The following is a 12,585-nucleotide window of genomic DNA, read 5'->3' on the forward strand; positions in this document are numbered from 1 at the left end:
AGTATAATTTCAGATAGATACTAAAATGTAACTGAAATGAAAAGGGTGATTGGACATGCTGCTAAATTGTCTCCCAAAAAGACTCTTCTCTTTAGAGCTCGCCATCGACCCGGAGCCAGTTGAGATGCAGATTCCTCGCATGTATCTTGAACGGTATTCGCTTCGCTTGGCACGGCTTGGCATGTCTGAGCAGGGCCGTTTTATTGTTGCGGAACCTAAAGAACCGCCCAGTGTCATTTCGGCGCGAAATCTCGTCAATGCAGTGCTTACGTTAGATGCTCGTCCGGTGGCAATTTGCTGGGATGCTATGGATTTAGGTTTTATGCGCGCGCTTTCTTCGGAGGGAATCGCATATATCCGAGATGAGCGAAATGCGTTCCTGCCGTTTATCGGAGCCGTTATTTCCGATGAAGTGCTGGGTGCTTCTCCCGCTGCTCCGCTTTCGTCCCAATCTCAACGAATCGTCCTAAATCTCATTGCGGGACGATGGGTTGACTGCTCCGCCGGCGACCTAGCGCGTCTGTGTGGCAAAAGCGCGGCAAGCGTCAGCGGCTATCTTTCGGAAATCGCCGCTATAGCTCCTGGGTTGATTATGCGGGACGGCAAAAAGCGTATATTGTGTGACGCCGGGCTGTCGACCGAGACGTTGCTAGATGGGTTTGAGGACTATCTTCGCACGCCAGTTTTAGAGCGAATCCGGCTCAAGAAGGTTATCGAGAGAACAGAGCTACGTGCCGTTGATGCGCTGCTTTCCGGTGTGTCTGCCCTTAGCTATATGTCCGACCTTGCCCATGAAGACTCTGCTCCAACCATTGCTCTCGAAAAATATCAGCTAGAGGCCTTGAAAGAGCATATGGGCGACAGATGGCTGGAGGCTCAGTGGTACGAACCGGCGGCAGTTGTGATTGAGGTCTGGTCGTATCCCGTGGACGCGCCGTCCGATATTAGTTTTGACGCGACTGGTTTGCAGTGTGTCGACCCGTTTTCCTTATACGTTGCTTGCGCAAAAGCAGATTACAAAGAAGATCGTCTGCTCGACGCGGTCGAACAGCTCAGGAGGACGATATGTCAAAAGTGAGGGGAATAGAGCGATTTGCCGATGCCATGAGCGGCTGTAAAGGCGGTTACGTCCTTATTGGTGGAGGGGCCTGCAGCGTTCTATTTGACAATGAGGGCGATTCGTTTAGAGCTACTGAAGACTTGGATGTCGTCGTAATTGTTGATGGGAAAGGCGTTGAATTCGCCACTGCATTGTGGGCATTTATCAAAGCTGCCGGATATGAGACTGGAAAGGTCGGCGATGGAAGGTGCACTTACTATCGGTTCTGTTTGCCCGAAGGATCAAGGCAAGTCCTAGACTATCCCGGCCAAATTGAGCTATTTGCCCGACATCCTGATTTTGTGCTCGAAGATGAAACGAGCGAAGTGGCACCTCTTTCCTTTGACGGGGCCGTATCAAGTCTTTCGGCAATTATTCTCGACGATGGCTACTACGAATTTATTCGCGACAACGCAACGAACGTAGAGGGCATTACGTTGCTCGATGCGCTCCATATCATTCCCCTCAAGATGCGTGCACACATTGATATCAATAGGAGCTATGAAGAAGGGCGCCATTGCAACGATAAAGATCGACGAAAGCATCGCTCGGATATTGTTCGACTTGCGGGTTTGTTGCCGCCTTCGGCTCGCTTGGAGCTAATAGAGCAAATGAGGGCTGATGCCGGAGACTTCTTTGCGGACTTTTCTTCTTATGTAAATCGGCAGACCGATCGTAAAGAGAGAGCACGTCTTCAGGACACATTATCGTTTCTCGAAAAGGTCTACCTATAGGCACCTTGATTCGTTATGTATGGCGAGGGGCTCTCCCGTTTGATGAGCGGGGGAGCCCCTTGTTGCTTTTTGATTGTCGTAACTAGCCAGAGGCTCGTCGGGACGGGGCGCGGGGGTTTGGTCGATCGCGAGTTCCGCACGAGCCGGAGAGCACTTAATGTGCTCTCCGTGCGAGCAGGACTGTCCGAGCAGGCGACCAAACCCCCGCGCCCCGTCCCGACGAGCGCTTGGGGACCGGTGACCTACAGGTGGCTGATGATCAGTTCCATCTTGCCTTCGAGGTCGATGGAGCTGACGGTGCTCGGGGCCAGCAGGTGGCTTCCCTTGTGGACGGGGTCGCCGCAGACGGTGCCTTCGCCGTCGATGACCGACAGACACATGAAGGGCCAGCGCTGGTCGAGGGTCTTGCTGCCGTTGACGCGCACGCGATCGACGGTGTAGCAGGAGTTAGACTCGAGCTCGGTCACGCCATCGACCTCGGGTGCGGTCACCGTGCCGTCGGTCGGAGCCTGAGCATCAAAGTCGATGCAGTCGAGGCTCTGCTCAATGTGCAGCGGGCGCAGGTTGCCGTCAGTGCCGGGACGGTCGTAGTCGTACAGACGATACGTCACGTCGCTCGACTGCTGCGTCTCCAAAATGAGCGTGCCGGTCTTGATGGCGTGCACGGTACCGGAATCAATCTGGAAAAAGTCGCCCTTGTGAATCGGCAACACGTTGAGCATGTCGTCCCAACGTCCTTCCTCGATCATTTGTGCGGCCTCGGCGCGGTCCTTGGCACGCTGGCCGACGATGATCGTGGCGTCGGGCTCGCAGTCCAGCACATACCAACACTCGGTTTTGCCCAGGCTACCGTTCTCGTGCTTGGCGGCGTACTCGTCGTTGGGATGAATCTGGATCGAAAGGTCGTCCTTGGCGTCCAGAATCTTAATGAGCAGCGGGAACTCCTTGCCCTCGCAGTTGCCAAAGAGCTCGCGATGCTCGGCCCACAGCCACGACAGCGTGTGGCCGGCATACGGGCCCTCCGCAATCTGGCAGTCGCCGTTGGGGTGGGCCGAGATGGCCCAGCACTCACCGATGGGGCCATCGGGAATGTCGTAGCCAAATACGGTTTCGAGCTGGCGACCGCCCCAGATCTTCTCGTGGAAGATCGGCGTCAGCTTAATCAAATCGGACATGTTCATACCCCCATTGTGTTGCGCGGGCGCTGCGTAAAACTGTTCAAAGCGAGCGCCCGGATGACTACAAAAACCTATGCCAACGTTACGTTGTGCAACTCAAAGCGGTCGCCAACGTTGCGCGAGACCGAATACTCAAAGGCCGCGCCGCTGTCCAAAAAGCCAATCTGGGTGAGCTCGAGCAGGGGAGAGCCAGGTTTGGTGTCCAGGCGATCGGCTTCTTCCTCGGTTGCTGCCACGGCGCGAATGGTGCGGTGGAAGCTCGAAATCTTCAGCCCGCATTGCTCGCGGACAAAGCGGTAGACCGATCCGTACAGGTCCTTCTTTTTAAGGCCCGGAATCAGCTCGAGCGGCATGTAGGTGTACTCGATAACGATGGGCTTCTCATCGGCCTGACGCACGCGCACGATGTGATAGGCAAAGTCATCCTCGGCAATTCCCAGCTGGGCTGCGATGTCCGCTGGTGGATTAACAATCGAGAAATCGTAGACCACCGAGGTCACCTTCTCCCCGCGGTGCTCATACGAAAAACCCTGGGCACGGTCGTTTTTGCCCTGGAAAAACGCCTGGCCGGGAAGCCCCGCCGTGTCCTTAACGTAGGTACCCGATCCACGACGGCTGGTAATAAGACCTTCCTCGGTGATTTGCTCGATAGCTCGTTTGACGGTGATTTTGGAAACGCTATAGAGCTCGCAGAACTCAACGACGGTGGGAAGCTTGTCGCCCGGTTTAAGAGCGCCATCCTCGATACTTCGACGAATATCTGCAGCTATCGCCTCGTATTTGGGAATCATGGAACCTCCTTTCCAACTTGATTGAGTATAAAAGAAAGTATAGTTAACACCTAAGCATCCCTATTATATATTGAAAAAGTTCGAGAAAGATATAATTAAAAGTCGCTTTGCGTATAAATCAGAGCGCTCTAAATAGATAGACATATGAGTAATGTCGTGTTAAGCGGCCATTTGCGTTTCCCCAGATAAAACCTGCCAAAACAAACCTGTCCCTTTTTGGTAGGTTTTTGCTTTGGGAGCGGTACCATACAGGCAATGTTTAAACGAGAAGGGTGGGCCCCCATGGAACCCAAGCAGTACTACATCGGCATCGACGTCGGCGGCACTTCGGTTAAGGAGGGCCTGTTCGACGAGGACGGAAATCTGCTGGCCAAGGCCAGCGTGCCCACGCCTCCCATCGTTGACGCTGCGGGCTTTGCCGCGGTGACCGAGGCTATCGACCAGGTGGTCGCCAAGGCGCAGATTCCGCGCGCCTTTGTAGCAGGCATTGGCCTGGCCGTTCCGTGCCCCATCCCGGCGTCGGGCGATGCCAAGGTCAAGGCCAACATTGCCATTAACCTGCCCGAGCTCAAGATCGCCATCCAGGAGCACTGCCCTGATGCGGTCGTTAAGTATGAGAACGATGCCAACGCCGCTGCCATGGGCGAGGCCTGGCTCGGTTCTGCCAAGGGCGTGCAGAACGTGGTGATGGTCACCATCGGTACCGGCGTGGGCGGCGGCGTTATCGTTAACGGCGACGTGGTATCGGGCGTTGTGGGTGCCGGCGGCGAGATTGGCCACATGTGCCTGAACCCGGCCGAGGAGCGCACCTGCGGCTGTGGCGGCCATGGCCACCTGGAGCAGTATTCCAGCGCCACCGGCGTGGTGAGCAATTACCTGGCCGAGTGCAAGAAGGCGGGCGTCGAGCCCATCGAGCTCACCGGCCCCTCCGATTCCAAGGACGTGTTCCAGGCCTGCCGCGAGGGCGACAAGCTCGCGCTGGCCGCGGCCGACACCATGGCCGACTATCTCGGCCGTGCCCTGGCGCTTATTGCCAACGTGGTCGACCCCGAGATGTTCCTGATCGGTGGCGGCGCGTCCGCTTCGGCCGATGTCTACCTCGATAAGGTTCGCGAGCACTTCCAGCGCTACGCGCTTTCCGCCTCGCGCGAGACGCCCATTAAGGTCGCTTCGCTCGGAAACGACGCCGGCATCATCGGTGCCGCCTACGTAGCCCTGCGCGCCGCCGGTAAATAGCTGGTGCAAGGGGGTCAGGTTACTTTGCACCAACATGGTGCAAAAGGGACAGCCTTGGCCCCCATACCTGCCACAAAATATGCCGTGGCCCTTCCGTCTGCGAAGGCTCGGCATCGGCGTGCTACCATAGCTACGTCCAAGTACACATATCAAGTGGAGGATATCCATGGCAAACGTTCTTGTCTTTGGTCACCAGAACCCCGATAACGACGCCATCATGAGCGCCGTCGTCCTGTCCCAGCTGCTTAACCAGGTTGAGTATGCCGGCAACACCTACGAGGCTTGCGCTCTGGGCCAGCTTCCGGCCGAGTCCGCCAAGCTGCTCGCCGATGCCGGCATTGCCGAGCCCCGCGTGATCGAGTCCGTCGAGGCCGGTCAGCTCGTCGTCCTCACCGACCACAACGAGTCCGCCCAATCCGTCGCCGGCCTTAAGGACGCCACGGTCTTTGGTGTTGTCGACCATCACCGCATCGGCGACTTCGAGACCGCCGGCCCGCTGCACTACATCTGCCTGCCCTGGGGCTCCAGCTGCACCATCGTCACCAAGCTCGCCGGCGTGCTCGGCGTTGAGCTTTCCGACGTCCAGGCCAAGCTGCTGCTTTCGGCCATGATGACCGACACGCTCATGCTCAAGAGCCCCACCACCACCGATGTCGACCGCGCCGTCGCCGCCAAGCTCGGCGAGCAGGTGGGCGTCGACCCGGTCAAGTTTGGCATGGAGGTCTTCCTTACCCGCCCGTCCGGCTCCTTCACCGCTGCCGAGATGGTCGGCAACGACATCAAGATGTTCGAGCCCGCCGGCAAGAAGCTGCTCATCGGCCAGTACGAGACCGTCGACAAGAGCCGTGCGCTTGGCATGATTGACGAGATCCGCGAGGCCATGCGCGCCTACGCCGCCGAGAAGGGTGCTGACGGCATTGTCCTGTGCATCACCGACATCATGGAGGAGGGCTCGCAGGTCCTGCTCGAGGGCGAGACCGAGGCTGCTCAGAAGGGCCTGGGCATTGCCGATGAGCACGACGGCGTCTGGATGCCGGGCGTCCTCTCCCGTAAGAAGCAGGTCGCTGCCCCCATCATGGCCGCCTGCTAGGTTTAGTTGACCGAACGCCACGACCGGATCGCGGACGCCCCGCGCTCCGGTCGTTTTTTGTGCATGCGCCGCGTCGTCTCTTGGACAGGCGTGCCCGTGCCGTTGAGCAAATAATGTTCAACCTGTGGTTCCGCTTTTCGGCCACGCCTGCGTGCTTGTCGTGCAGGGTAGGCTAGATGCAAGCGTAATACGTTAGAGCGCGGCGCCGCCACTTGGGCGGGCCGTGCTTTTTTAAGACGGGAGCTTTCCCGTGAAAGGAGCCGCCCATGGCAGCAACCGAGCAGCTGTTCAACGTCCGTGAGCGCAAGCGCTTTGAACGCCACGACATTTGGGAGCGCATCGCCGAGAACGGCACGATTTCCGCCGCGGTTATGGTCATCGCCGCCATCGCCGCCGTCATTTGCGCCAATACCGATGCCTACGAGGCCATCCATCACTTTTTGGAGACCCCGCTGTATGTGGGTCTGGGCAACCTTACGGCCGGTCTTACCGTTGAGCTTTTCGTCAACGACTTCCTCATGGCGATTTTCTTTTTGTTGGTGGGCATTGAGCTTAAGTACGAGATGACGGTCGGCGAGCTCAAGAATCCGCGTCAGGCCATGCTTCCCATGCTGGCGGCCGTGGGCGGCGTCGTCGTTCCTGCCTGCATCTACCTGATCTTTAACCATGCCGGCGCCCGCAACGGTTGGGCCATCCCCATGGCAACCGATATTGCCTTTGCGCTGGGCGTGCTGTCGCTTTTGGGCAATCGCGTGCCCAACGGCGTGCGTGTGTTCTTCTCGACGCTCGCCATCGCCGACGACCTCATCTCCATCGCCGCCATCGCCATCTTCTACGGTCAGAGCCCCAATCCGTTTTGGTTGGGCGCCGCCGCGCTTGTGACGTGCGCGCTCGTGTGGCTCAACAAGACGCAGCACTACCGCCTCGCCCCGTATTCGGTGCTGGGCCTGCTGCTGTGGTTCTGCATGTTCAAGAGCGGCGTGCACGCTACGCTTGCCGGCGTCATCCTGGCCTTCACCATCCCGGCCAAGTGCGGCGTCAAGCTCGATAGCCTCACCGATTGGTTGGGCGAGTGCCTGCCGCTGCTCGATGACCGCTACGACGCCGAGGCGCACATCCTGGGCCAGCATGACTTTACCGTCTCGACCACCAAGGTCGAGCGCGTCATGCACCGCGTGACCCCGCCGCTCATCCGCATGGAGCGTCTGATCTCCACGCCGGTCAACTTTGTGATTCTGCCGATCTTTGCGTTCGTGAACGCACAGGTTCGCCTTGTGGGCGTGGACATGAGCGTGCTGCTTACCGACCCGGTGACCCTCGGCGTGTACTTTGGCATGCTGCTGGGTAAGCCGATCGGTATCTTTGGCGTGACGTTTGCCCTGGTCAAGCTTAAGGCTTGCGAGCTGCCTCATAACGTTAACTGGCATATGATCGCCGGCGTGGGCATTTTGGGTGGCATCGGCTTTACCATGTCGATCCTCATCAGCGGTCTCGCCTTCCCGACGGCCCAGTTCGAGGTTCTGGCCGCCAAGGCCGCCATTCTTGCCGGTTCTGTTACCGCGGCCGTGCTGGGCATGATCTACATGAGCGTGGTCTGCAAGCACCCTTCGCCCAAGGACGAGTAGGAGCGCGAAAACCGGGGCCGGACATGCCCCGGATGCCCTCGTGTGAAAAAATGCCGTTTGTGAGCACTGTCACAAACGGCATTTCATTTATTTGCCATTTTATTCCACGGTGCCGTAGACGGCGCCCCAGCCGTGGGCGGCAAGGGCCGAGTTAAGCTGGTCGCAAAGCGATTGGCGGTCGTAGTAGCCGGGCGGCAAAAGATTCACGATTTCCATGAGATCGGGCGCCAGGTCCAAGATCTCCGCCTGAACGATTAGATCCAGGCGGTCAATGGCCTTACGGTCATAAAACAAGCCGTCGACCAGACGCTGCAGGTCTCCGAACTCCTCGGCTTGAAAAGAGCCGTATTCCATACTGCCTCCTTGGATGTGCCATGCGGCTATACGGGTCATACGGTGGATATCGTAATTCATTGCGATGGACTTAATCTATCACGGCTTCATACCGTTGCGGCGGTAGCGGTCTATACTTAGACAAACTGCAACGTCCCGCTTTGCGAAAGGTCGCACCCATGCAGACGATCTACCAGAAGATGGAAACCACCGAACTCGATGCCGCCATCGAGGCGCTCAAAGCCGAGGTTGCCGAGGTCAAGGCCAAGGGCCTGGCGCTCGACATGGCGCGCGGCAAGCCGTCGCCCTCCCAGGTGGACATCTCGCGCCCCATGCTCGATATCCTCAATGCCGACGCCGATCTGCACGACGGTAACGTCGACTGCTCCAACTACGGCTGCTTTGAGGGCATCCCCTCGGCACGCAAGCTGGCGGGGGAGTTCCTGGGTTGCCCCGCCGATCAGACGCTCGTACTGGGTTCGTCGAGCCTTTTGATCGAGCACGATATCGCCGGTATGTTCTGGCGCTGCGGCTCGTGCGGCAGCGAGCCTTGGGAGGCTTATGAGGCCGCGCACGACGGCAAGAAGGTCAAGTTCCTATGCCCGGTTCCCGGCTACGACCGTCATTTTGGCATCACCGCCGACCTGGGTATCGAGAACGTCCCCGTCGCGATGACCGGCAACGGCCCCGACATGGACGAGGTAGAGCGCCTGGTTGCCACCGACGACTCCATCAAGGGCATCTGGTGCGTGCCCAAGTATTCCAACCCCACGGGCATCACCTTTAGCGAGGACACCGTGCGCCGCTTGGTCGAGATGCCCACGGCCGCGCCCGATTTTCGCATCTTTTGGGACAACGCCTACTGCGTGCACGACCTGTACGACGAGACCGACGAGCTCGCCAACATCTTCGATCTTGCCCGCGCGGCGGGTACCGAGGACCGCGTGGTGGCATTCGCCTCGACGTCCAAGATCACCTTCCCGGGCGCGGGCATCGGCTTTATCGGTGCGAGTCCCGCGGTCATCGCGGAGTTCTCCAAGCGCCTGAAGGCCGGTCTTATCAGCGCCGACAAGCTCAACCAGCTACGCCACGTGCGCTTCCTTCCCACCATCGAGGCGGTCAAGGAGCACATGAAAAAGCATGCCGAGTTCTTGCGTCCGCGCTTTGAGGCCGTCGAGCGCAAGCTCACTGAGGGCCTGGGCGATACGGGTTGCGCTACTTGGACGCATCCCCGCGGCGGCTACTTTGTGAGCTTTGATGGCCCCGAGGGCTCGGCCCAAAAGGTCGCCGCGCTTTGCGCCGACCTGGGTGTCAAGCTCACGCCGGCAGGTGCCACCTGGCCTTATGGCAAGGATCCGCGCGACACCAACATCCGCATCGCGCCGAGTTATCCCACGGTCGAGGACCTGGAGGCCGCACTCGACGTGCTGGTGCTGGCCGTCAAGCTCGTCGCTGCCGAGCTTGCTCGTGCCGAGCGCGCCTAACGCGTAGGGCCCCGCAAATCCGCGTCCAGTACCATCCGCACTCTCGATACGCAAAGGAGCGTATACATGGATTTGGGTATTTCCACCAACCCCACGCCGGAGCTCTACACCATCAGGGTGACCGGTGAGATTGATATCTCTAACGCCGACAGCTTGCGTAACGCCATCGACTTGGCGCTCGAGCAGCCCACCGAGGCCGTTGAGCTCGACTTTGCCCAGGTGAGCTATATCGACTCGACAGGTATTGGCGTACTTGTGGGCGCCGCGCACCACGCAGCCGATCACGGCAAGCGGTTTGGCTGCGTCAACGTGCAGCCCCCGGTGATGCGCGTGGTTCAGTTGCTGGGTGTCGACCAGGAGATTTCAATTACGGCGGCATAAGCCCTGCCCCAAAAAGGGCGTGCCGTTTGGTATATGTTTGTGATGCGCTCGGATGTTTTGACGTCCGGGCGCTATACTTGACCGAATGAATAGACGAGTTCCGGCCGAATGGCGCGGTGCGGGCTCGACTCACATCGAGCCTTGGAGGTATGTGTGTTTGGTATTGGAGAGGGTGAGCTCGCGATCATCGTGGTCTTCGGCTTTTTGCTGTTTGGCCCGGATAAGCTCCCGCAGATGGGCCGCACGATCGGCCGTGCCATCCGTCAGTTCCGCGAGACGCAGGAAAAGATGACGGCTGTTGTTCAGTCCGAGATTATCGATCCGGTAAGCGAGGCCGCTTCGGCTCCGGTCAAGCCCAAGAAGGCTGCCGTCGATGACGATTCCGATGCGGACGAGGATGCCGTCGAGACGGCCGCGCCCGCAAAGAAGGAGACCTTTGCCGAGCGCCGTGCCCGCCTTGCCGCCGAGAAGGCCGCGAGTGAGGGTGCTGCCGAGGACGAAGGTGCTGCTGGTGAGGCTGAGGGCGCCGAGTCTGCCGCTGCCGCCGTCGAGCCCGAGCCTGCTGCAGAGCCGGAGCCCGAGCCCGAGCCGGCAGAGCCCACGACGGCTGACCTCTACGCCCGTCGTCCCCGCAAGCGCAAGGCCGTCGTCGACCAGCTCGCTCGCGAGCTCGAGGCCGAGGACGACGCCGCTGCCGCCCATGCCCCGAAGGGAGGCGATGAGTAATGCCTATCGGACCTGCGCGCATGCCGCTCTTCGATCATCTGGGTGAGCTCCGTCGCCGCCTGACCATCGTGGTCGTGTCAGTCTTTGCCGCCGCCATCGTGCTGTATTTCGCCACGCCCGTGGTGCTCGACATCCTGGAAGACCCCATCCGCTCCTTTGTGCCGGACGGTAAGTTCTACATCACCACCACGCTCGGCGGCTTTGGTCTGCGCTTTTCGCTGGCCCTCAAGATGGCCGTTGTCATGTGCACGCCTATGATTATTTGGCAGATTCTGGCGTTTTTCCTGCCGGCGCTTCGCCCCAACGAGCGCAAGTGGGTTGTGCCCACGGTGCTCGCCTCGACGGTGCTGTTCTTCCTGGGCGCAATCTTTTGCTACTTCATCATCATCCCTGCGGGCTTTGAGTGGCTCATCGGCGAAACCTCGGCCGTCGCTACGGCGCTGCCCGATCTGGAGAACTACGTCAACATGGAGCTGCTCTTTATGATCGGCTTTGGTGTGGCGTTTGAGCTGCCGCTCATCATCTTCTACCTGTCTGTCTTCCATATCGTGTCCTATGCGGCCTTCCGCGGTGCCTGGCGTTACGTATACGTTGGCCTGCTTGCGGGCTCGGCTGTGATTACGCCCGACGGCTCGCCCGTTACGCTGGGTCTCATGTATGGCGCCCTGCTCTCGCTCTACGAGATTTCGCTCGCCATCGCCCGCGTGGTCATTACCGCGCGCGATGGCAAGGAAGGCTTGTTTGTGAGCCGTCTGGATCTGTTCTCGAACGACGACGAGGACGACGAGGAGTAAATCCGTATGCACGAGGTTGGCATTGTCAACGGCATACTCGATACAGTGATTCGCGCGGCGCGTGGGGCGGGGGCCTCGCGCGCTGTTTTGGTAACGCTGCGCATTGGGGATATGACCGAAGTTGTGCGTGAGGCGCTCGACTTTGCGTGGGAGACGTTTCGCGACGAGGACATGCTCACGCGCGGCTGCGAGCTTGCCGTGGAGGAAGTCCATCCACAAAGCGAGTGCCTGGACTGCCGCGAGGTCTTTGAGCACGACCGCTTCCATTGCCGCTGTCCTCAGTGTGGCGGCACCAACGTGCGCCTGCTGCACGGCCGCGAGCTCGACATCGCCAGCATCGAGATTGAAACCCCCGACAATTAACCAGCCTGCCATTTGGGGACGGGGTATAAATGGTAGAAGTAAGGAGTGCCGAGTATGGCCGAGAAAACTATTGATATCGCATCGCCGATTCTGTCGCGCAATGAGCGCCTGGCAGATCAGCTGCGTCAGCGATTCAAAGAGACAGGCACCTATGTGATCAATGTGCTGTCGAGTCCCGGCTCTGGTAAGACCACCACGATTCTGGGCACCAACGAGCGCCTGCGCGACAAAGCCGGCCTGCGCTGTGCCGTCATCGAGGGCGATATCGCCTCGGATGTCGACGCCATCACCATGAAGGAAGCCGGCATGCCCGCCATTCAGATCAACACGGGCGGTCTGTGCCACCTCGAGGGCAACATGATCATGGAGGCCGTTGACGCGTTCGACCAGGCAGTGGGCCTTCAAAACATCGATGTTATCTTTATCGAAAACGTGGGCAATCTGGTCTGTCCGGTCGACTTTGACCTGGGCGAGAACCTGTCCATCATGATTCTCTCGGTGCCCGAGGGCGACGACAAGCCCATTAAGTACCCGGGCATCTTCCAGCACGCTGGCGCACAGCTGCTCAACAAGGTTGATGTGGCCCCGGCTTTCGATTTTGACATGGATAGGTATACTAAGACACTCGATGACCTCAATCCGCAGGCGCCGCGGTTTGCCGTGAGCGCACGCAAGGGCGAGGGCATGGATGCCTGGTGCGATTGGCTCATCGGGCAGATCGAACAAACAAGGGCGTAAGTCGGCCGTCGTA

General features: G+C 59.2%; 14 protein-coding genes. 11 read left to right on the top strand and 3 right to left on the bottom strand.

All coding sequences use genetic code 11. The features are described from left to right. Window positions 1-55: 55 nt before the first annotated feature. On the top strand, window positions 56-1,078 hold the full coding sequence (locus GDJ93_RS08445; RefSeq protein WP_152068459.1) for a hypothetical protein: 1,023 nt from the start codon (window positions 56-58) through the stop codon (window positions 1,076-1,078). Then, entirely contained in the window at window positions 1,066-1,833 is a 768-nt protein-coding gene (locus GDJ93_RS08450) for a hypothetical protein (protein WP_152068460.1), read from the top strand. The genes GDJ93_RS08445 and GDJ93_RS08450 overlap by 13 nt, the downstream gene beginning before the upstream one ends. Before the next feature lie 242 nt (window positions 1,834-2,075). Here the strand turns inward: GDJ93_RS08450 and GDJ93_RS08455 are convergent, their stop codons facing one another. Together GDJ93_RS08455 and GDJ93_RS08460 are read right to left on the bottom strand one after the other, a co-directional pair. Beyond that, complete coding sequence (locus GDJ93_RS08455) at window positions 2,076-3,008, bottom strand: type I phosphomannose isomerase catalytic subunit (protein WP_370739726.1); 933 nt, start codon at window positions 3,006-3,008, stop codon at window positions 2,076-2,078. A gap of 74 nt (window positions 3,009-3,082) precedes the next feature. Beyond that, entirely contained in the window at window positions 3,083-3,802 is a 720-nt protein-coding gene (locus GDJ93_RS08460; RefSeq protein WP_152068462.1) for a GntR family transcriptional regulator, read from the bottom strand. A gap of 282 nt (window positions 3,803-4,084) precedes the next feature. Here GDJ93_RS08460 and GDJ93_RS08465 point away from each other — a divergent pair, with 282 nt between their 5' ends. The 3 genes from GDJ93_RS08465 to nhaA all read left to right on the top strand — a co-directional run bounded on the left by GDJ93_RS08465 (window position 4,085) and on the right by nhaA (window position 7,753). Continuing rightward, window positions 4,085-5,038 (top strand): ROK family protein, encoded by a 954-nt coding sequence (locus GDJ93_RS08465; RefSeq protein ID WP_226812558.1) that lies wholly within the window; start codon window positions 4,085-4,087, stop codon window positions 5,036-5,038. Between the two features lie 166 nt (window positions 5,039-5,204). Beyond that, a complete protein-coding gene (locus tag GDJ93_RS08470) occupies window positions 5,205-6,128 on the top strand; it encodes a manganese-dependent inorganic pyrophosphatase (protein WP_006235927.1) in 924 nt (307 codons plus the stop codon). A gap of 266 nt (window positions 6,129-6,394) precedes the next feature. Continuing rightward, window positions 6,395-7,753 (top strand): Na+/H+ antiporter NhaA, encoded by a 1,359-nt coding sequence (gene nhaA / locus GDJ93_RS08475; protein WP_152068464.1) that lies wholly within the window; start codon window positions 6,395-6,397, stop codon window positions 7,751-7,753. A gap of 99 nt (window positions 7,754-7,852) precedes the next feature. On the opposite strand, the gene GDJ93_RS08480 is transcribed toward nhaA, so the two are convergent. Continuing rightward, on the bottom strand, window positions 7,853-8,107 hold the full coding sequence (locus GDJ93_RS08480) for a hypothetical protein (RefSeq protein WP_152068465.1): 255 nt from the start codon (window positions 8,105-8,107) through the stop codon (window positions 7,853-7,855). A 158-nt stretch (window positions 8,108-8,265) separates the two neighbouring features. On the opposite strand from GDJ93_RS08480, the gene GDJ93_RS08485 reads away from it, so the two are divergent. The 6 genes from GDJ93_RS08485 to hypB all read left to right on the top strand — a co-directional run bounded on the left by GDJ93_RS08485 (window position 8,266) and on the right by hypB (window position 12,572). Continuing rightward, complete coding sequence (locus GDJ93_RS08485; RefSeq protein ID WP_152068466.1) at window positions 8,266-9,570, top strand: aspartate aminotransferase type Ic; 1,305 nt, start codon at window positions 8,266-8,268, stop codon at window positions 9,568-9,570. A gap of 66 nt (window positions 9,571-9,636) precedes the next feature. Further along, window positions 9,637-9,951: an STAS domain-containing protein gene (locus GDJ93_RS08490; protein WP_152068467.1), complete on the top strand. Its 315-nt coding sequence runs from the start codon at window positions 9,637-9,639 to the stop codon at window positions 9,949-9,951. A gap of 153 nt (window positions 9,952-10,104) precedes the next feature. Beyond that, a complete protein-coding gene (locus GDJ93_RS08495; protein ID WP_193221503.1) occupies window positions 10,105-10,677 on the top strand; it encodes a twin-arginine translocase TatA/TatE family subunit in 573 nt (190 codons plus the stop codon). Then, window positions 10,677-11,471 (top strand): twin-arginine translocase subunit TatC, encoded by a 795-nt coding sequence (gene tatC, locus GDJ93_RS08500; RefSeq protein ID WP_193221504.1) that lies wholly within the window; start codon window positions 10,677-10,679, stop codon window positions 11,469-11,471. The genes GDJ93_RS08495 and tatC overlap by 1 nt, the downstream gene beginning before the upstream one ends. 6 nt (window positions 11,472-11,477) lie before the next feature. Next, window positions 11,478-11,834: a hydrogenase maturation nickel metallochaperone HypA gene (gene hypA, locus GDJ93_RS08505; protein WP_152068469.1), complete on the top strand. Its 357-nt coding sequence runs from the start codon at window positions 11,478-11,480 to the stop codon at window positions 11,832-11,834. 54 nt (window positions 11,835-11,888) lie between these two features. Continuing rightward, entirely contained in the window at window positions 11,889-12,572 is a 684-nt protein-coding gene (gene hypB / locus GDJ93_RS08510; protein WP_152068470.1) for a hydrogenase nickel incorporation protein HypB, read from the top strand. Window positions 12,573-12,585: the final 13 nt, after the last annotated feature.

The sequence above is a fragment of the Collinsella aerofaciens genome (genome assembly GCF_902501475.1).
Lineage (GTDB): Bacteria > Actinomycetota > Coriobacteriia > Coriobacteriales > Coriobacteriaceae > Collinsella > Collinsella aerofaciens_AL.